The following is a 21159-nucleotide window of genomic DNA, read 5'->3' as shown; positions in this document are numbered from 1 at the left end:
CGATACAAAAAGTACTTTCAGCGTTACTTTTATAAAGACTATAGTGATAATTTTGTTGCACTTTTATGAAAGTGAATTTATGGAAAACAATAACGTACCTAAACATCTTTATTTTTACTCAGTTGGTCTGAGTTATAAAAAAGCCGATGCTGAGGTAAGAGGTAAATTTAGTTTGGATGCAATTGCAAAAACGCGTTTGCTTGAACAGGCTAAAGAAGAAGGAATAGAAAGTTTAATTGTAACTTCAACCTGCAACAGAACCGAGATCTACGGTTTTGCAGAACATCCATTTCAATTGATAAAACTAATTTGTGATAACAGCAACGGTTCAGTCGATGCTTTTCAGAAAGTTGGTTTTGTTTACAAAAATCAGGAAGCCATTAATCATATGTTTCGCGTAGGAACTGGTTTAGATAGTCAGATCTTGGGCGATTTTGAGATTATTTCTCAAATCAAGACGAGTTTTGCACATTCAAAATCTATGGGTTTAGCGAATGCTTTCTTAGAAAGATTGGTAAACGCTGTAATTCAGGCGAGCAAAAAAATCAAAAACGAAACTGAAATTAGCTCAGGCGCAACATCGGTTTCTTTTGCATCTGTACAATACATTCTTAAAAATGTAGAAGATATTGGCAATAAAAATATTTTACTTTTCGGAACAGGAAAAATCGGAAGAAATACTTGCGAAAATCTTGTAAAACATACTAAAAACGAACATATTACTTTAATCAACAGAACGAAAGACAAAGCTGAGAAATTGGCCGGAAAACTAAATTTGATTGTTAAAGATTATTCGGAGTTACACTTAGAACTTCAAAAAGCAGATGTTGTGGTTGTCGCAACCGGAGCTCAAAACCCAACGGTTGACAAAGCAATTTTGAATCTAAAAAAACCTTTATTGATTTTAGATTTATCGATTCCTAAAAACGTAAACGAAAACGTTGAGGAATTAGAAGGCGTTACCTTAATTCACATGGATTATTTGTCTCAATTGACAGATGAAACTCTTGAAAACAGAAAATTACACATTCCGGCTGCCGAAGCGATTATCGAAGAAGTAAAAGAGGAATTTGTTACCTGGACAAAAGGAAGAAAATTTGCTCCAACTATAAATGCTTTAAAAGAAAAACTGAATGCTATTAAAGTTTCAGAATTAGATTTTCAAAGCAGAAAAATTGCTGATTTTAATGAAGCTCAGGCGGAAATCATCAGCAACAGAATCATTCAGAAAATCACTACTCATTTTGCCAATCATTTAAAAGACGACGATACCATGGTCGATGAAAGCATCGAATGGATCGAAAAAGTCTTTAAAATAAAAGCATCTTAAAAATAAATTTTCCACCATATAAGTCATATAAGTTCATTTAACAGAGTTATTTACGCAGTGCTTAAATTTACTTATATGACTTATATGGTGAAGAAATAATAAAAAATGGCTGAAAAAACAATCAGAATTGGAACTCGCGATAGCGAACTAGCACTTTGGCAAGCACATACTGTCGAAAAAAAACTAAATGATTTAGGTTATAAAACCTCGATTGTTGCAGTAAAATCTACAGGCGACATTATTCTTGACAAACCGCTTTACGAACTCGGTATCACCGGAATTTTTACGAAAACTTTGGATATAGCTATGATTAATGGCGATATTGATATTGCTGTTCATTCTATGAAAGATGTTCCAACAGCTTTACCAAAAGGTATTGTTCAGGCGGCAGTTTTAGAAAGAGCCAATGTTTTGGATATTTTAGTTCATAAAGGAAATCCTGACTTTGCGAATCCAAGTACTATTGCAACCGGAAGTTTACGTCGTCAGGCACAATGGTTCAATAAATACCCTAATCATACCGTAGTTGATTTACGTGGAAATGTAAACACTCGTATGCAAAAACTTGAAGACAATAACTGGGACGGAGCTGTTTTTGCTGCTGCTGGTTTAGAGCGCATTAACCTAAAACCTGGCAACTATATCAATTTAGATTGGATGATTCCGGCACCGGCGCAAGGAGCAATGCTTGTTGTAGCAATGGAAAACGACAATTATACACTAGATGCACTTTCGCAATTAAACCATATCGAAACTGAAATTTGTACCTATATCGAACGTCAGTTTTTGAGAACCTTAGAAGGTGGTTGTACGGCGCCAATTGGGGCTTTGGTAACTTATAATGAAGACGAAGATACTTTGCATTTTCAAGGTGTTTTACTTTCGATTGATGGAAAACAAAAACTTGAAATCGATAAAAAGGTCGATATTGCCGAATGGAAAAAGCTAGGTTTCTTCGCAGCTCAGGAAATCTTAAACAATGGAGGAGCAGAATTGATGGCATCTATTAAAGAATCTTTAAAAAAATAATGAGTAAATCAATTCAAATATTATCTACAAAAAAGCTATCGGGCGAACAAAAACAGGCATTGGTAAAAGCCAATATTGAAGTTGTCGAAGCTGATTTCATTCAAACCCAAAATAAATCTTTCGAATTAAAAGACCTCAACGAAAATCTGATTTTCACGAGTCAGAATGCGGTTCATAGTGTTTTAGCTGATCCGAAATCTGAAGCACTGAAAAGTAAAAATGTATTTTGCGTGGGATTAAAAACCAAGATTCTTTTATCAGAAAATGGTTTTAATGTTGTGGCTTACACCGGTTATGCAGCAGATTTAGCCGAAATCATCACTTTAATTTACCGCAACGAAAGCTTCACCTTTTTTAGCGGAAACTTACGTAGAGAAACATTACCAAAAGCGTTAAAAGATGCTGATGTAAAACTGAACGAAATTCAGGTTTACGATACCTCATTAACGCCACAGAAAATAAAAACTGCCGTTGACGGAATCTTATTTTTTAGTCCTTCCGGCGTTGAAAGTTATTTGAAAGACAATACAATTAAGAAAGAAAAGTGTTTTTGCATTGGAGAAACCACTGCAGAAGCTTTACATAAAATTACAAAAAACATCATCATTGCAGATCAGCCAACGGTTGAAGACGTAATCGAAGATGTAATTGTTGAATACAGCAATAAGCTTTAAGCCTTAGGCCATAAGCACAAAAATTTATATAGCAATACGCTTTAGGCTTTAAGCCGTAAGCAAATAATAAAACAGAAAACAACGCTTAAAGCCTAAAGCTTAAAGCCTAAAGCAACAAAAAAATGTTAAAAAACGACCTATTTTTAAAAGCATTAAAAGGAGAAACGGTTCAACGTCCCCCAGTATGGATGATGCGTCAAGCCGGAAGATATTTACCGGAATTTATCGCTTTGCGTGATAAATATGATTTCTTTACCCGTTGTCAAACTCCTGAGTTAGCAGCAGAAATTACAGTTCAGCCTATTCGCAGAATTGCACCGGATGCAGCTATTTTATTCTCGGATATTTTGGTTGTTCCGCAAGCAATGGGAATCGAAGTTTTGATGAAAGAGAATTTTGGTCCATTTATACCAAATCCAATTCGTTCAATGGCAGATGTTCACAGAGTTTATGTTCCGGATATTCAGGAAACTTTAGGTTATGTAATGGATGCCATTAAATTGACTAAAGAAATGCTGAACGACGAAGTGCCATTAATTGGTTTTGCTGGTTCGCCCTGGACCATTTTCTGTTATGCTGTTGAAGGAAAAGGTTCTAAAAGTTTTGATACTGCAAAAGGTTTCGCTTTCTCAAACCCTGCTGCAGCGCATACTTTATTACAAAAAATTACAGATACTACCATTTTATATCTTAAAGAAAAAGTAAAAGCGGGAGTTGATGCCGTTCAGATTTTTGATTCCTGGGGAGGAATGCTTTCTCCGGTTGATTATCAGGAATTTTCATGGAAATACATCAACCAAATTGTTGAGGCTTTGGCAGATCATGCTCCGGTTATTGTTTTCGGAAAAGGATGCTGGTTTGCTCTTGGTGAAATGGGAAAAAGTAGAGCTTCGGCATTGGGTGTAGACTGGACTTGTTCGCCTAGAAATGCGCGTTATTTGTCTGGTGGAAACATTACTTTACAAGGAAATTTTGACCCTTCAAGATTGCTTTCTCCAATTCCTACCATCAAAAAAATGGTTCATGAAATGATCGACGAGTTCGGAAAAGATAAATATGTTGTAAATTTAGGTCACGGAATTTTACCAAATATCCCTGTAGACCACGCAAAAGCGTTTATCGACGCCGTTAAGGAATACGGAAACTAAACAGAGTATTCAGTTTCAGTCGCAGTTTTCAGTCTACTTTTAAGCTGAAAACTGAGACTGAGACTGAAAACTAAAAAAAACCTTAGATGTTCGCAAACCTAAACTTCAGCAGAAACTCGCCCTTTTCTTTTGTAGAATATGCATTTCAGGCGTATTATGCGACTGTGTTTTTGATGGTTTGGCTGCATCCGGAAGAACATCCGGTGAGTCTTATAAATGATTTGGCTGTTCTAATGGCTTTCGAATTTATCATGGTGCATTCAGGAGTTTTTATGGCGGTTATGCCTAAAAAATTATCGCTTTTTGTGTTTTTTCCCATGTACGGATTGTTTGCACTGGCTTTTCATCATTCTGTCATTAATACCAATATTTTATATATTTATTTGCTAACGGTTTTAAACCGGATGCGATTTGCTTTTTCTGATCTCAGTCCGGAAGTTCGGGCTATGCAAATGGGTAAATCTGCTGCGAAAGCAATGTTTTATTTCTTTTTGATTTTTGCAGTTTGTTTTGGAAATAGTATAATTCCGCAATTTGGATTAACCGAAGAATTTTTAGAAAAATCCAAGTATTTTGACACTGTAAAATCAAGCGGATTGTTTATAGAAAAGCCGTATGTACCAATATGTATGGGCTTCATATATTACTCTTTGCCGGTTTTATATTTTATTTATAGAACTATCAAAAGTTTTGGAAGAAATAACAATGATACTTTTCAGCAAGAAAAATTAATTTTCAGCAAAACAACCTATAGTCAGAAGTTTAAGTCGGATAAAAGATAAAAAATCATGCTCAACAAAGGTTTAAGAGACGAAGAAAGTATTAGAATAGAGAACACTCTCAGAACTTTACATGCGTTAATTTTTGTTCCAAAGTTTTGGAATGCCGAAGATACGAGTCTTATAGATGAACAGCTAAAGAATTTTGGTTTAAGCCTGGAAAGAACAATTGAAATTCCTGAAGAAGAACTGATTCTTCTTTTACAACAATGTCATCTTGACTGGAATCAACAAGAACAATTTGCAGATATTTTAATAGGATTGTCACAAGAAAAACAATTTGATTTTTTAGGAAAAGCACTTGCTATTTACCAATATATACAAAAAGAAAGCAAAGTTTTTTCTTTTGGAATAAATACTAAAATTGCTTCGGCCAAAAATAAAAAGCCATGAGTTTTATTGATTGGAAAATAGACCGAATTGAAGATGTTTTGCCTAAAGAATTTTATAATTTAATAGATAAAAACAGCAATTATATTGGAAAAACTTTCCCGGTAACTCTTGCCAATTCAGATTCATTAAAAAAAGCAGAAGATTTTCTGGAAATCAGCCGTAATAAAGAAAAAACCAAGGAAGGTTTTTATTTTTACGCAAGAGATATCCAAACCAACAATTTAATTGGTTATCTATGTGTAAAAACCATTGATTACCGCATTTCAAAATGTGAATTAGGTTATTTTGTTGATGAAGATTATCAGGGAAAAGGAATAACATCAAAAATGGTTCTGGATGCACTTGCATTTTGTTTCAACGAATTGAAGATGAATAAGGTTTTTATCTGTACTTCAGAAATTAATTTAGCAAGCCAGCGAATTGCATTAAAACATAATTTTAAACAAGAAGGAATTTTGCGGGACGAATTTAGAAATGGTGACGGCGAACTGCAAAACACTGTTTATTTCGGATTACTCAAATCAGAATATAATAAAACATAGATTTCTTAAAAACATGTCGAATAAGTTGGTTAAAAATTGTAACTAACTGCAAATTTTAAGAAAAAACAGGTAAAAAAGTAGTCAATAAATTAAATGCTATTGATTATTTGGAAAACAAAAAAGAATTGGAACAATGAAAGATAAATTTTACGCCTACATACAAAAATTACAAGACCAGATTTGTGCCGGATTAGAAGCTGTTGACGGAACTACAAAATTCCGTGAAGATCTTTGGAAACGACCTGAAGGCGGAGGCGGAAGAACCAGAGTTATTGAAAACGGAAATGTTTTTGAAAAAGGCGGTGTCAACATTTCGGCCGTTCACGGAAAATTACCGGAAGCCATGCAAAAGATGTTTGGCGTTGGTGAAGCCGATTTTTTTGCCTGCGGATTAAGTTTGGTTTTACACCCAAAGAATCCAATGACTCCAACGGTTCATGCCAATTGGCGTTATTTTGAAATGTATGACGAACAAGGAAAAGTAATCGAACAATGGTTTGGCGGCGGACAGGATTTAACGCCTTATTATTTGTTTGAAGAAGATGCCAAACACTTTCATCAAACCTGTAAAACAGCTTGCGACAAACACAATCCGGAGTTTTATCCGAAATATAAAAAACAATGCGACGCTTATTTCTGGAATGCACATAGAAAAGAAGCCCGCGGAATTGGCGGTTTATTTTTTGATTATTGCAAAGCAAATGAGCAAATGTCGATGGAAGACTGGTTCAACTTTGTAACCGAAGTTGGTGATAGTTTCTTAGAAGCTTATGTGCCGATTGTAGAAAGAAGAAAAAACCTGGAATATACTCCTGAAAACAGAAATTGGCAGGAAATCCGTCGTGGTCGTTATGTTGAATTTAATTTGGTTCATGACAAAGGCACTTTATTCGGTTTAAAAACCAACGGAAGAATCGAAAGTATTTTGATGAGTTTACCTCCTCATGTACAATGGGTTTACGATCATCATGCAGAAGCAGGAAGTGATGAAGAGAAATTAGTAAATGTATTAGAAAATCCTGTGGACTGGATTTAATACAATTAAAACTTATAGTGGCAATCTTTTGATAGAGGTTTTGTAAATTTATTTTATTGAAAAATTATTAAATAATATGTCGCTCCTATGGAGCTCGAATGTAATAACTAATGTTTTTCTATAAATATTACGCTTCTCCAAAGCTATTAAAAATTGTAATAGTAAGTTTATTGAAAAATCCCGACGGGACGATATTTATAAAACTATAATTCCGTTTCGTTGGAGCTATAAAAATTACAGTAGTAACTTTATTGAAAAATCCCACCAGAACGATATATTTATAGAAACTATAAGTATTCCGTTTCGTTGGAGCTATAAAAATTACAGTAGTAACTTTATTGAAAAGTCCCACCAGAACGATATATTTATAGAAACTATAAGTATTCCGTTTCGTTGGAGCTATAAAAATTACAGTAGTAACTTTATTGAAAATTCCCACCAGAACGATATATTTATAAAAACTATAAGTATTCGGTTTCGTTGGAACTATAAAAATTAGGTAGTAACTTTGTTGAAAAGTCCCAGCGGGACGATATATTTATAGAAACATATGGGTTTATTCTATTGAACCCCAGCGGGGTGACATATAAATCAAAACTTAATATGGCAAACACCTATTCTCAATTATATATTCATATTGTATTTGCGGTAAAAGGCAGGCAAAACTTAATCGCAACGGTTTGGAAAGATGAAATCTATAAAGTTATCACAGGAATCATCACCAATAAACAACAGAAACTCATTGCTATTAACGGAATGCCTGATCATATCCACATCTTAATCGGATTAAAACCTGATAAATCTATATCAGATTTAGTTCGGGATATAAAAGCAAATTCGTCAAAGTTCATAAATAATCAAAAATGGATTAATGGAAAATTTGAATGGCAAACAGGATTTGGAGCTTTCTCATATAGTCACTCTCAATTGACAAATGTTATTAATTATATCCAAAATCAAGAACAACATCATAAAACAAAAACGTTTAAAGAAGAGTATGTTGAGTTTTTAAAATTGTTTAATGTAGAATTTAAAAATGAATATTTATTTGAGGATGTTTGATTTTTAGGATTGTAAATAATTATATTCCGCTCCTCTGGAGCTCAAATTCTGTACATCTAATTTTTTCTATAAATATATCGCTCCACTGGAGCTCAAATTCAGACCCAACAATATTGCTATAAATATGTCGCTCCGCTGGAGCTTTAAAAAAAATAAAAACGGCTTTTTTTCTAAAAAATTGAAATCCCATTTGGATGAAATATTTATAGAACTTTATGAATGTACATTATTTAACCCCATCGGGGGTGACATATTTTAGATCATCAAAATTAAAATGCATAAATTAGCTATAGATTTTAATTGAAACAAAAAAATGAATCTAAAACTGATTTATATAGTATTCTTTGGAAGCGTTTTTGGGTGTTTTGCCCAAAATGATTCGCTGCAAAATCCCTATTTTAAATCGTATAATGATAATATTACCACCAGTGTTTATTACTTAGACACTTCTAATAGTTTTCAGATTGCTTCAGGAGCTCAAAATTCAGAAACATTTCTTAATCTTACTCCCAATAGAAGAGAACAGATTGGTTTTAATCTAAACTATAAAATCATTGATATTTCTGTTGGTTTTGCACCAAAATTTCTTGGTGGCAACAAAGGCGATTCAAAATCGAAGCATTTTAACTTCAATACCCGTTTTTATTATAAAAAATGGATGCAGTCGTTTACTTACATCAATCAAAAAGGATTTTACATCAGTGATGATAATATAACGGCACAATTGCCCAATATGCGTACTACGAAAATTGGCGGATCAACGTCGTATGTTTTCAATGATAAATTCTCTTTTAAAACATTGGTGAGCCAAAACGAATGGCAAACCAAGAGTTCCGGAAGTTTTATTCCAACTTTCTCATTTTACTACACCAATATAGACTTAAACACTCTCGATACACCACCAGGAGATATTTATGTTTTTACTTTAGCTCCATCCTATTTCTATAATTTTGTAATTAGTAATCGGGTTTTAATTGGTGCCGGAGTTGCTTTAGGTGTTGGAATTAATGATATCAACGGAGATACATCTGCTTTGTATCAAGGTGATTTTAATTTAAAATTGGCGTATAATAACGATCGTTTCTTTGCTTTTGCAAGTATGAATGCAACAAGTTTTGCTCAGGACGATAAGGTTAGTCCGAGATTGAATGATAATATTGTTACTTTAAAACTTTCTGCAGGTTACCGATTTGATCCGCCAAAAAAAGTAAAAGAGGTTTATGATAAAGTAAATCAGAAAATAGGTTTGTAATAGCCATTAAATTTAAAACAAAACATTATGAAAAATAGAGAACGATACATAGCCCAACTAAACCGTATGCATTCCGGAAAAGGATTTATCGCAGCACTGGATCAAAGTGGCGGAAGCACACCAAAAGCATTAGCACAATACGGTGTACAGGAAAGCAGTTTTACGAACGATGAAGAAATGTATACGCTTGTACATGAAATGAGAACCCGAATTATAAAAAGTCCTGCCTTTGATCGCGAATATATTCTGGGCGCTATTTTGTTCGAAAATACTATGGATCGTAAAATCGACGAACAATGGACAGCCGACTATTTATGGGAGAAAAAAAACATAGTTCCGTTTTTAAAAGTCGATAAAGGACTTGCCGACCTTGCCAATGGCGTACAGTTGATGAAGCCTATATCTAATTTAGATGAATTATTGACTCGTGCTGTAGAAAAAAATGTTTTTGGCACTAAGATGCGTTCTGTAATTAAAGAAGCCAACACAGCTGGAATTCGTGAAGTAGTCGAACAACAATTTGCTGTGGGTTTACAAATCTTCGAAAAAGGACTTATTCCTATTATCGAACCTGAGGTTGATATTTACAGCGCTGATAAAGAAAAGTCAGAAGAAATTCTAAAAGAAGAAATCAAAAAGCAGCTTAATTTACTGGGCAAAGAAGTAAAAGTAATGCTGAAATTGTCTATCCCGACTGTGAATGATTTTTACCAAGAATTAATGTCAGATCCGCATGTGGTGCGTGTTGTGGCATTGTCCGGCGGATACGGTCAGGATGAAGCCAATGATAAGCTTTCGCAAAACCACGGATTGATTGCCAGTTTCTCGCGAGCATTATCCGAAGGTCTTTCAGCTGGTCAGTCTGATGCTGATTTTAATACTAAATTGGGCAAGACAATCAAAGAAATTTATGCTGCTTCGATCACATAATCAAATACTCTTTAATAAATAAAAAAAATCCCCGAAAATTGAGAACTTTCGGGGATTTGCTTTTTATAATTTAAACTATTTAGAAGTTAATTCCTGAGTCAAATCTAAAGTTTGAAGAATGATATTTTTATCAGATTTCAACGAGTTTAACTTAAATCCAAAAACCAATTTATTGTTGATTAACTTTTTAGGAGATTCAAATGTGATGTCTGAAAATTGTTCCGAAAACTTGCTGAATTTCCCTAAATCCGCAGGGTTAGCTTCGCCAGATTTACCAAATGCATTTATTAGTTCAGCCATATTTAGTTTTCCAAACATATAATTTTTCCTCAAATCTTTTTTGGCTTCGCCGGAAAATGTACCGTTACCGGCATTAAAATAGTCCAGTGTATTGGCTATTACAATAACATCTTTGTCTTTTTTGATGAAAATATCCCCGTATTCTTTGGTTCCGGTAACAACATAGTAATTGTCTTTTTGCACCAATACTTTTTTGCGAACGCCCAACTGCATCAATTTATCAGCAAAAGTAGGATGCGTCGAAGTAAAAATCACAGAAAATAACGGGACTGATTTTTTAGTCTTTTTATCGGTTACTTTCTCTTCATAGTTTTCATCGTATTCGTATGATTTTGTCATCACTTCAATTTCCTTGAAACCGTATAAAAATGCACTTAAATCACCATCAAAAAGTGTTGCAGCAGCTTCTTCATCAACAATTGTCGAAATTAAATCAGTAACAACGGCAATATCCTCTTTTACCAGTTTTGGACTTTGAAATATATCTGCCATTAGAGATGGGAAATTTTCCAGCGCCGCTTTTGTATTTAAATGATACGACATATAACCCAAAGGCTTTTGTGCAGGGAAATAATTAAAAACATTCTTGTTTATTTTTCTATTCGTGACTTTACTCACCACTTCAGCAAGCTCCGGCGAATATTCGACAACTTCTTCTACACGCGCATTATTATTGTCAAAATAAAAATCAAGATTAATACCTTTTATAAAATTTCCAAAACTTTTCTGCATAGGCAAGAATTTATCGTAACCTCCAAAAATGGCCATTGGATAATTGGACATAGAATATAAACTTGTCATTGCAGCGCTATAATTGATCCAGGACGAAATATCGGCATTAGCGTTTATTTTTTCTGAACTTGGTGCAGTAAATCCATTTTCGAACAATGATTTTATAATCTGATTCAGCTTTTCTGTTTGTTCCAGATTAAAAGTAGCTTCCTGAATCGTGTACGGTGCGCTTGCGGTATACTCTTGTTCGCCATTGTACGGAACCGGAGCTTCTTCAACCACAATTGGAGCATCATTTATTGGCGCATCTATTATGATAGAAGGCTCTTCCATTGTTGTTTCTTCGTAGACCTCATCAACAGCAACAGAATCTTGCCAAACGGTTTGACTTTCGGTGGTATAAAACCTCGAAGGAAGTCTTTGGGTTAATTCCAGAATAACCAGGTAATTATCGTTCCATGCAAATGTTTTGTTCTTGCCTCTTGCATTAAAAACAGCATATTTACCCAGATCCTGAATCTGTACATCTGCAGCTAAGCCATTCCCAAATTCCTTTATTATAAATTGTTTGACCGCTTCTTTGCTTTTTACAGGAATTGTAACCTGATAGTACGGAATACTGTCTGAGAATTTTCCGTGAATGGTTATTTTTTGATCTAACTGAATAAGCTCGGTATATTTTGTAAAATCCAAATCAGGTTTTTTAGCACTGTATTTGGCTATAATAGGATGATTCAGAATTTCGGCAACGCTTACTTTTTTAGAAAGCTGATTTCCGTTAAACTGAACAAAATAATCGTATTCGTTTTTATTAATTTGTCCAAAAGTCAAATACGTGGCGAATAATAAAAATAAAGTATAAAAATGCTTCATAAATCAGGGAGTTAATTGGATTGTATTGTTCATTAAAGCCGATTTTTTAAATACGCTGTACATACTTTGTTTTAAAAAAACGGTCTTTTTGTTTTGTGAAATTTTACTGTTTGGGTTTTGTACTGCCTGTACATCTTTATCGAATGTATAAATGGCAATAATATTGGCTGCTTCCAGATCTTTCTTTTTCTTAGGATCTTTAACCACTTTTTCGGGAACCGGATAAGAAGCAATTCTTTCGAAATTTTTTTCGCTTCCGCTAAAGTGAATCTGATCGCGCTGATTGTTTATCGTATTCACAACCGCATTCAATGCTTTTAGATTGGCATAATTGAGTTTGATAATGAAAACATAATTGTCAAAATCAGTCTTAGTCGTTACGTTTGTAATTCCGTCGATTTTTGAAGCTTTTGTTTTAAAATCTTCCAGTTTTTTGGTGATTTCCTGTTCGTTAGGAATTTTTACGCCATCGACTTCTTCCAGCCACATTGCTGATTTTGTCTTAAACCAGGATTTCGAAAAGTCGACCATGAGGGTATATTCACCACTTTGATCGTCGTGGTGTTTGATTCTTTCTGTTATTTCAAAGCAACTTGTTAAAAGTAAACAGCAGCATAAAGCGAGAAATTTCTTCATTAGACAAATTTAACTGGAAAATTTTTAAAAACCATGAGATTAAAAAATTCCTGAAACTTATTTATAAAATGAAAAACACAAGAACGTTTTGAGAACCTTTAAAATTAAAGTCTAAAACTAAAAAATCAGTAAATTTTTAGATAATATTAACGGATTCTGTCCAGAGCTAACAACCTTATTCTGTTCATTTTTCTTTAACTTTGCGACACTTATTAAAAAGCGATACAATCTTCAAAAAAAAACAAAAAAACAACTGTAGTTTTTAGAACAAGAATTAATCAATCTGCTTTCAAGGAAATAGATTAAATCTGAAATCTAAAATCTAAAAATCTAAAATTATATGTTCCCATTACAAAGAAACCGCCGTTTAAGAACCAATGAATCTATTCGTTCTTTAGTTCGTGAAACAAGTTTGAGTCCACAGGATTTTATGCTTCCCATGTTTGTTGCCGAAGGAAAAGATGTAAAAGTAGCTATTCCGTCAATGCCGGGAATCTATCGTCATTCGTTAGACAACACCATCAAAGAAGTAAAAGAGGCCTGGGCTTTAGGAATCAAAGCGGTGAATATTTATGTAAAAGTTAGTGACAATTTAAAAGATAACAAAGGTGTTGAAGCCTGGAACAAAGATGGTTTGATGCAACAAACGATTCGCGCCATCAAAGATGCTGTTCCGGAAATGATTGTGATGCCGGATGTGGCTTTAGATCCTTATTCGATTTATGGTCATGACGGAATTATCGAAAATGGTCAATTGGTAAACGATGCAACTGTTGATGCTTTGACCCGAATGAGTTTAAGTCATGCCGAAGCCGGAGCAGATTTTGTGGCACCAAGCGACATGATGGACGGAAGAGTTTTAGCAATCAGAAAAGCATTAGAAGAAAACGGACATCACAATGTGGGAATCATGAGTTATAGTGCCAAATATGCTTCGGCATTTTACGGACCTTTTCGTGATGCATTAGATTCTGCTCCGGTAGATTCTCAAAATATTCCTAAAGATAAAAAGACGTATCAAATGGATTACGCAAATAGAATTGAAGGAATTCGCGAAGCATTATTAGATGTTGAAGAAGGTGCAGATATCGTAATGGTAAAACCGGGGATTGCTTATTTAGACATTGTTCGTGAGGTAAAAAATGCCGTTCATGTACCAGTGGCGGTTTACCAAGTATCTGGTGAGTACGCTATGGTAAAGGCCGCAGCAGAAAGAGGATGGTTAGATCATGACAAAATTATGATAGAGCAACTATATTGCATTAAGCGTGCGGGTGCCAGTATCATCTCAACTTATTTTGCAAAAGAAGCAGCTTTACTATTAAATAAATAATCATGAAAAACGTATTATTCTTATCCGCACTTTTAGCTTTTACATCTTGTAAAAAAGAAGCAACTGAAGAATCTGTTCAGGATCCTACAGAAAATTATTCAGAAGGACATTCGGCGGAAGCCAAAACTCCGGAAGCATTAGGAAAACAAATTTTTGAAGGACAAGGAAATTGTATTTCTTGTCATCAGGTTGATCAAAAAGTAATTGGGCCAAGTATCAAGGAAATTGCCAAAATCTATAAAGATAAAAAAGGCGATATGGTTACTTTCCTAAAAGGAAATGCTGAACCAATCGTAGATCCGAGTCAGTTTGCGGTTATGAAAACGAATTTACCTATTACTCAGGCAATGTCTGATGAGGAGTTGAAAGCGATAGAAAGCTATATTTACAGCAATTTAAAGTAGTTTTAACGATTCCTGCTGACATACTGTTGTCATTGCATCGTTTTACATTTACAGCTTAATAAAAAATAGCGCAAAATGATAATTCAAAAATTCAATTTAATTGGTATTTCGGTAAGAACGACAAACGAAAATGGTCAATCCGGAAAAGACATTCCGGCACTTTGGAGCCAATTTATGAGCGAAGAAATTCAAAGTAAAATTCCAAATAAAGTTTCGGAGGATATTTTTTGTATTTATACTGATTACGAAAAAGATCATACCAAACCTTACACTACTATTTTAGGCTGTAAGGTTGAAAATTTAGATGTTGTACCTGAAAATATGATTGGTAAAACAATTGAGTCAGCCCATTATGAAGAATTGATTGCTAAAGGAAACTTGTCCGAAGGAATTGTTTTTAATAAATGGCTGGAAATATGGAACTCAGATTTAGATCGAAGTTTTACGGCAGATTTTGAAGTTTATGGTGAAAAGACTCAAAACCCGGAAAAAGCAGAAGTTACTATTTATATCGCACTTCAATAAAATATAGAAACAAAAACGGCGCTAAAATTAGCGCCGTTTTTTATTTAATATATTGTTAATTCCATTCATACATTCCCTTTGTCAACTCATATATCTCTTTACTCACATATAAATTCCCTTGTTCCATAGGAACATTTCGTCGGTAGAAAAATTATATTGTGATCGTTATTTTACGTTCCGTAGGAACGTTTGATTTTGACATCATCATTTTTTTAAAACAATCTAACACATCAAACCTTCCTACGGAACGTAAACTTGGGTCGCTATTATTTTTCTACCGACGAAACATTCCTACGGAATGATTAACAGGTATAAAAAAGTGAAAAACTTTGTTTTTATTTTTATATTCAGTTGTTCCATAGGAACATTGCATCGGTAGAAAAAATATATTGTAATCGTTATTTTACGTTCCGTAGGAACGTTTGATTTGACATCATCATTTTTTTCCAGCAATCTAACCATATCAAACGTTCCTACGGAACGTAAACTTGGCTGGCAATTATTTTTTCTACCGACGAAACATTCCTACGGAATGATAAACAGGGGTAGAAAAGTGAAAAACTCTGCTTTTATTAAACAAATAATCATAGAAAAGGGACTTTCTCGAAAATCGAAAAAGCCCCTTTTTTATATCATAACACAGTAAAAAATTACCAGATTTTAACTCTCTTCTCAGGTTCAACATACATTGCATCTCCTTTTTTGATTCCGAAAGCCTGGTAAAAAGCATCTACGTTCTGGATAGGCACAACCGCTCTGTACATTCCTGGTGAATGTGGATCAGTTTTAACCTGACTTTTGATAGCTTCATCTCTTGATTTTGTTCTCCAAACTGTCGCCCATGAAATAAAGAAACGTTGTTCCGGCGTAAATCCGTCGATTAATCCAGGATTACCATTTGCTTTCAAATACAATTGCAATCCGTCGTAAGCAGCGTTAATTCCGCCTAAATCACCAATATTTTCACCTAAAGTAAATTTACCATCTACGTGAATTCCAGGTAAAGGCTCTAAAGCGCTGTATTGATCAGCAAGCTTTGTACCTAATGCAGTAAATTGTTTTAAATCATCAGCAGTCCACCAGTCAACAAGGTTTCCGTCTGCGTTGTAACGTGCACCAGAATCATCAAATCCGTGAGAAATCTCGTGTCCGATTACAGCACCAATTCCACCATAATTAACCGCTTCGTCAGCCTGGTAATTGTAGAAAGGTGGTTGTAAAATCGCCGCTGGAAAAACAATCTCGTTGTAAGACGGGTTGAAATAAGCATTTACAGTTTGCGGAGACATTCCCCATTCTGTTTTATCAACCGGTTTACCTAATTTCGCTAAGTTTTCTGCGTAAGCCCATTTTGATATATTTCTTGAATTATCAAAATAAGTTCCGCCTTCGTTAACATTTTTAAGTTCTAGTTTAGAGTAATCTTTCCATTTATCAGGATATCCAATTTTAATGGTCAGTTTCTTCAATTTTTCGATTGCTTTTGTCTTAGTTTCTGCAGACATCCATGGCAATGCATTGATTCTGTTTTCATAAGCCAACATTACATTAGCAATCATATTCTTTGCTTTATCTTTTGCTTCAGCAGGAAATAATTTTTCTACATACAGTTTTCCTAAAGCTTCTCCGGTTACACCGTTGATAACCTGCAATGCAACTTCTTCACGCGGACGTTGTTTCAAAGCACCTGTTAGTGTTTTCCCGTAGAAATCGAAATTTGCATTTTCAATATCAGTAGATAAAGTCGAAGCTGTTCTGTTTAATAATGTCCATTTAAGGTATTCTTTCCAGGCTTCTACTTTCTTTTCTGTTAAGGTTTTTTCTAACGCAATCATATAACGTGGCTGTGCTACATTTACTGTATCCAGTTTTGCCATACCAATTCCGGTAAAATATTTATCCCATTGAATAGAAGGTGTATTCTTTTTTAAGTCAGCAACAGCAGTTGGATTGTATTGTTTTCTACGGTCTCTGCGCTCAACACGATCTAATCTTGGAGCAGACAATTCAATTTCTAACGCAAGGATTTGTTTTGCACTTTCTTTTGCTTTTGCCGGAGATTCTCCCAGATACTGCATCATTCTTGCTACGTGTACTTCGTATTTCTCACGTTTTTCTTTCGAATCCTTATCATCTGCGTTGTAGTAATCTTTATCAGATAATCCTAAACCGCCCGGGCTTAGATTAACCGAGTTTTTATTACTGTTTTTTGCATCAGCACCCACATAAACTCCAAAGAAACCAATTCCTCCCTGAGGCTGCATTTCGATGAAGAAATTTTGTAAATCGGTTACGTTTTTAATCGCATCGATTTTCTTTAAATAAGGCTGAAGTGGTTTTACTCCATTTTTATTACGTCCTACAGTATCCATAATCGTATTGAACAAAGCAATTGCTTTACCCTGATCTGTATTCGATTTGTACTTAGGATCTTTTGACGCTTCTTTTAAAATGGCAAGTGCATCATTATCTGTCTTTTGACGTAGTTCATTAAAACTTCCCCATGAATTTCTATCACTTGGAATTTCAGTTTTTTCTAACCAGGATCCGTTTACGTAACGGAAGAAATCCTGACCCGGACTTACTTTCTTATCCATATTAGAAAGATTAATTCCCGGCTCTTTTGGTTTAGCATTTTGTGCTTCGATTGTAACACAACAAAGCATTGCTGAAAATGCACAAAACACAGATTTGTTAAGCTGTTTTATCATTTTTATTTATTGAATTAGTATATATACAAACGTATTGTTATTATTTTGAATTCTATGTTAAATTTTATCAATAATTGATTTGAGAATTTATGTTGAACTATTTTAACCCAAAATGTCTTCTAAAATATTTAAAATTTACTTTTTAGAATAATGTCATAACAAAAAACGACGCTTTATCAGCGCCGTTTTTATTAATTATGAATTACCAGATTTTAACTCTTTTATCCGTATCAACATACATTTTTTCTCCTTTTTTGATACCGAAAGCATCATAAAAAGCATCAACATTTTGAAGCGGAACGTAAGCTCTGTACATTCCTGGAGAATGCGGATCTGTTTTTACCTGATTTTTAATTGCTTCATCTCTCGTTTTAGTTCTCCATACGGTTGCCCATGAAATAAAGAAACGTTGTTGCGGAGTGAATCCATCAATTAATCCAGGGTTTGGATGTGATTTTAGATACAATTGTAAACCATCATAAGCAGCATTGATACCTCCTAAGTCACCAATATTTTCACCTAAAGTAAAATTACCGTCTACGTGAGTTCCCGGCAATGGCTCTAAAGCGCTGTATTGATCTGCCAAAGCTTTACCAAGTGCTGTAAATTGTGTTAAATCTTCCGGGGTCCACCAGTCTACCAAATTTCCTTCGGCATTATAACGTGCTCCTGAATCATCAAAACCATGAGAAATTTCATGACCAATAACGGCTCCAATTCCACCATAATTAACCGCTTCGTCAGCCTGATAATTGTAAAATGGAGGCTGTAAAATTGCTGCAGGGAAAACAATCTCGTTATAAGATGGATTGTAATACGCATTTACAGTTTGCGGTGACATTCCCCACTCTGTTTTATCAACAGGTTTGTTTAGTTTTTCGATTCCTTTTTTGAAATTCCATTTGTTCAGGTTACGGGCATTATCAAAATAACTTCCACCATCTGCTACACTTTTAATTTGAAGTGCAGAATAGTCTTTCCATTTATCCGGATAACCTACTTTGATCGTAATTTTATTTAATTTTTCAATCGCTTTTACTTTGGTAGCCGCAGACATCCATGTTAAATTGTTGATACGATTTTGGTACGCCAAAATAATATTATGAATCATATCTACTGCTTTGGCTTTAGCTTCTGCAGGAAATACTTTTTCAACATATAACTTACCAAGTGCTTCACCTACGGTATTGTTTACTACTTGTAATGCTTTTTCTTCGCGTGGTAATTGTTTTATAGCTCCTCTTAAGGTTTTACTGTAAAAATCAAAATTAGCAGTTTCAATATCTGTTGATAATTTTGTAGAAACGGTGTTTAATAAATCCCATTTTAAATATTCTTTCCACTGTGCTACTTTATTTTCACTAAAAATAGTTTGCAAAGCTTTCATATATTTTGGCTCCATTACCACTACAGTATCTAATTTTGCAAGGCCAAGACCCGTAAAATAAGCATCCCATTTAATGGCCGGCGTTATTTTTTGAAGTGCAGCAATTGTCATCGGGTTGTATTGCAAACGGCTGTCTCTGCTTTCTACACGATTTAATCTCGGCTTAGATAATTCTGTTTCTAAAGCTAAAATTGTGGCTGCGCTTTGTTTTGCTTTTTCTGGCGATTCGCCAATAAACTGCATCATCTTCGCTACATGAAGCTCGTATTTTGCTCTTTTTTCTTTAGAGTCTTTATCTTCAGCAGTGTAGTAATCTTTATCCGGTAAACCCAACTGACTTACACCAAGAGTTACAGAGTTTTTAGAACTGTTTTTTTCATCGGCACCAATATAGATTCCGAAAAAAGCAGCTGTACCTTCCGGTTCAACCTCAACTAAATACTTTTGAAGATCAGCAACGTTTTTAATGGCATCAATCTTTTTAAAGTAAGATTGCAAAGGTGCAATTCCGGCTTTGTTTCTTCCAACGGTATCTAAAATTGTTGAAAATAAATTAACGGCTTTTCCCTGATCGGTGTCTGATTTATATTTTGGATTTTTAGATGCTTCTTTCAGGATAGACATTGCATCTTTGTCTGTTTTCTTAATCAATTCATTAAAACTTCCCCATGTCGTACGATCACTCGGAATTTCAGTTTGATTAAGCCAGGTTCCGTTCACATATTGAAAAAAGTCCTGACTTGGACTAATTTTGGTATTCATGTATGACACATTAATACCCGGTTCCTTTGGAGTTGCATTTTGAGCTTTAACAGCTGTAAATGAAACTGCTGCAAAAAAGGCGCAGAACAAGGGTCTGCTAAGTTGTTTTTTCATTTATATTTAAGTTTTTGGTCGTTATACAAACGTATTCCTAATATCTGAAACGCTATGTTAAAATTATTGAAATAATCGCAAAAAAGTAACTTATCCTAACATTTTAATGGATATCATCGAATATTTTCATGTATTTATTACCGGTTTCTAACTGAATATTAGAATAGTTTTTGGAATATTTGTTACAAATAATTTCAATAAAAGTGAGAGCAAAAATACAAAATGCCGTTTCCGGAAGAATCGATGCCATCGGGTTACCGATATTGGCGTTATGTTGGGTAAGTTTTTTTTGGGGAACGACCTGGCTTGCCTCAAAAGAGGGTGTTAGATATATGCCAGCTTTGCAATTGGTAACCATTCGTCAGTTTTTAGGTGGAATTTTATATGTAGTTTATTTTTTAATAAAGAAAGAACCCTGGCCAAAAGGAAAAGAATGGCGAACAATATTCGTATTAGCAATTTTAAACTTTATGCTTAGTAATGGCTTAAGTACTTGGGGCGTTAAATATATGAGTAGCGGATTAGGAGCAATAATTACTGCGCTTTTCCCCATCTTTATCATTATTATTAATTTTTTTAACGGCTACAAAATTGCAAGAATGGCTTTGCTTGGAATTTTAATTAGTTTTGGAGGTATTTGTATTCTTTTCATCGATTATATTGCTGATATATTAAAACCAGAATTTCAATTCGGGATTATTTTAATGACTATATCTACTATTACATGGGCTTTTGGAATTTTACAAACAAAGAAAAAAGCAGCAAGTTTTAACCCTTATTTTAGTTTAGGATTACAGATGCTGATCTCAAGTATATTTTTATTTGGAATTACTGAAGCTGCAGGAATTAATATTCCATTTGCTGAAATCCCAATGCCTTCATGGTGGGCAATTGCTTATTTAGTTATTATTGGTTCGGTTTTAACTTTTATCGCTTTCATCTATTCATTGAAAAATCTTCCAACAGAAATTAGCAGTATTTATGTTTATATCAACCCGATTGTGGCTATGGTTTTAGGGTCTTTTATTTTTGGAGAAATACTTACAAAGGCCGTTGCAATTGGCGCAGTTGTCACACTAACCGGAGTTTATTTGGTCAATAAATCTATTAGAAAGGTTAAATTGAAATAGTTAGCCACGAATTCACGAATGATTTTTACTCTTGCAAGATAAATGACAACCTTGTCATCTCGACCGAAGGGAGAGAT

At 34.3% G+C, this 21159-nt stretch carries 19 protein-coding genes; 15 read left to right on the top strand and 4 right to left on the bottom strand.

The genetic code is table 11. The features are described 5' to 3' along the window. Positions 1-79: 79 nt before the first annotated feature. The 11 genes from hemA to FLP_RS23170 all read left to right on the top strand — a co-directional run bounded on the left by hemA (position 80) and on the right by FLP_RS23170 (position 10175). The gene (hemA, locus tag FLP_RS23225; RefSeq protein WP_065451860.1) at positions 80-1330 is read left to right on the top strand and encodes a glutamyl-tRNA reductase; all 1251 of its coding nucleotides are present in this window, start codon (positions 80-82) and stop codon (positions 1328-1330) included. Positions 1331-1435: 105 nt separating this feature from the next. Then, complete coding sequence (gene hemC / locus FLP_RS23220) at positions 1436-2359, top strand: hydroxymethylbilane synthase (RefSeq protein ID WP_065451859.1); 924 nt, start codon at positions 1436-1438, stop codon at positions 2357-2359. Further along, complete coding sequence (locus FLP_RS23215) at positions 2359-3033, top strand: uroporphyrinogen-III synthase (RefSeq protein ID WP_065451858.1); 675 nt, start codon at positions 2359-2361, stop codon at positions 3031-3033. Before hemC ends, FLP_RS23215 begins: the two co-directional genes overlap by 1 nt. Positions 3034-3155: 122 nt before the next feature. Then, positions 3156-4181 (top strand): uroporphyrinogen decarboxylase, encoded by a 1026-nt coding sequence (gene hemE, locus FLP_RS23210; RefSeq protein WP_065451857.1) that lies wholly within the window; start codon positions 3156-3158, stop codon positions 4179-4181. Positions 4182-4267: 86 nt separating this feature from the next. Further along, entirely contained in the window at positions 4268-4963 is a 696-nt protein-coding gene (locus tag FLP_RS23205) for a hypothetical protein (protein WP_065451856.1), read from the top strand. 6 nt (positions 4964-4969) lie between these two features. Further along, the gene (locus FLP_RS23200; protein ID WP_065451855.1) at positions 4970-5353 is read left to right on the top strand and encodes a hypothetical protein; all 384 of its coding nucleotides are present in this window, start codon (positions 4970-4972) and stop codon (positions 5351-5353) included. Beyond that, entirely contained in the window at positions 5350-5895 is a 546-nt protein-coding gene (locus tag FLP_RS23195; protein WP_065451854.1) for a GNAT family N-acetyltransferase, read from the top strand. Before FLP_RS23200 ends, FLP_RS23195 begins: the two co-directional genes overlap by 4 nt. A 133-nt stretch (positions 5896-6028) precedes the next feature. Beyond that, entirely contained in the window at positions 6029-6931 is a 903-nt protein-coding gene (hemF, locus tag FLP_RS23190) for an oxygen-dependent coproporphyrinogen oxidase (protein WP_065451853.1), read from the top strand. Between the two features lie 603 nt (positions 6932-7534). Next, positions 7535-7993 carry an IS200/IS605 family transposase gene (gene tnpA, locus FLP_RS23180; RefSeq protein WP_065451851.1) on the top strand — a complete coding sequence of 153 codons (459 nt, stop codon included), beginning with the start codon at positions 7535-7537 and terminating at the stop codon, positions 7991-7993. 313 nt (positions 7994-8306) lie between these two features. Then, on the top strand, positions 8307-9245 hold the full coding sequence (locus tag FLP_RS23175) for a DUF4421 family protein (protein WP_065451850.1): 939 nt from the start codon (positions 8307-8309) through the stop codon (positions 9243-9245). A gap of 27 nt (positions 9246-9272) precedes the next feature. Then, a complete protein-coding gene (locus FLP_RS23170) occupies positions 9273-10175 on the top strand; it encodes a fructose bisphosphate aldolase (RefSeq protein ID WP_065451849.1) in 903 nt (300 codons plus the stop codon). 75 nt (positions 10176-10250) lie between these two features. Here the strand turns inward: FLP_RS23170 and FLP_RS23165 are convergent, their stop codons facing one another. Next, the gene (locus FLP_RS23165) at positions 10251-12080 is read right to left on the bottom strand and encodes a hypothetical protein (protein ID WP_065451848.1); all 1830 of its coding nucleotides are present in this window, start codon (positions 12078-12080) and stop codon (positions 10251-10253) included. 3 nt (positions 12081-12083) lie between these two features. Further along, entirely contained in the window at positions 12084-12716 is a 633-nt protein-coding gene (locus FLP_RS23160; protein WP_065451847.1) for a hypothetical protein, read from the bottom strand. Positions 12717-13056: 340 nt separating this feature from the next. Here FLP_RS23160 and hemB point away from each other — a divergent pair, with 340 nt between their 5' ends. The 3 genes from hemB (at position 13057) to FLP_RS23145 (ending at position 14978) form a co-directional block, all read left to right on the top strand. Then, positions 13057-14049, top strand: a complete 993-nt coding sequence (hemB, locus tag FLP_RS23155; protein ID WP_065451846.1) for a porphobilinogen synthase — start codon at positions 13057-13059, stop codon at positions 14047-14049. A 2-nt stretch (positions 14050-14051) separates the two neighbouring features. Beyond that, a complete protein-coding gene (locus FLP_RS23150; RefSeq protein ID WP_065451845.1) occupies positions 14052-14453 on the top strand; it encodes a c-type cytochrome in 402 nt (133 codons plus the stop codon). Between the two features lie 75 nt (positions 14454-14528). Beyond that, positions 14529-14978: a GyrI-like domain-containing protein gene (locus FLP_RS23145; protein WP_065451844.1), complete on the top strand. Its 450-nt coding sequence runs from the start codon at positions 14529-14531 to the stop codon at positions 14976-14978. 650 nt (positions 14979-15628) lie between these two features. Here FLP_RS23145 and FLP_RS23140 read toward each other — a convergent pair. Continuing rightward, positions 15629-17689: a M13 family metallopeptidase gene (locus FLP_RS23140; RefSeq protein WP_065451843.1), complete on the bottom strand. Its 2061-nt coding sequence runs from the start codon at positions 17687-17689 to the stop codon at positions 15629-15631. Between the two features lie 202 nt (positions 17690-17891). Continuing rightward, a complete protein-coding gene (locus FLP_RS23135) occupies positions 17892-19952 on the bottom strand; it encodes a M13 family metallopeptidase (protein WP_065451842.1) in 2061 nt (686 codons plus the stop codon). Positions 19953-20155: 203 nt separating this feature from the next. Here FLP_RS23135 and FLP_RS23130 point away from each other — a divergent pair, with 203 nt between their 5' ends. Next, positions 20156-21082, top strand: coding sequence for a DMT family transporter (locus FLP_RS23130; RefSeq protein ID WP_065451841.1), 927 nt, complete (start codon positions 20156-20158; stop codon positions 21080-21082). Positions 21083-21159 lie beyond the last annotated feature (77 nt).

The organism is Flavobacterium piscis, from assembly GCF_001686925.1.
Classification (GTDB): domain Bacteria; phylum Bacteroidota; class Bacteroidia; order Flavobacteriales; family Flavobacteriaceae; genus Flavobacterium; species Flavobacterium piscis.
This window is presented reverse-complemented; position numbering and strand designations above follow the sequence as displayed.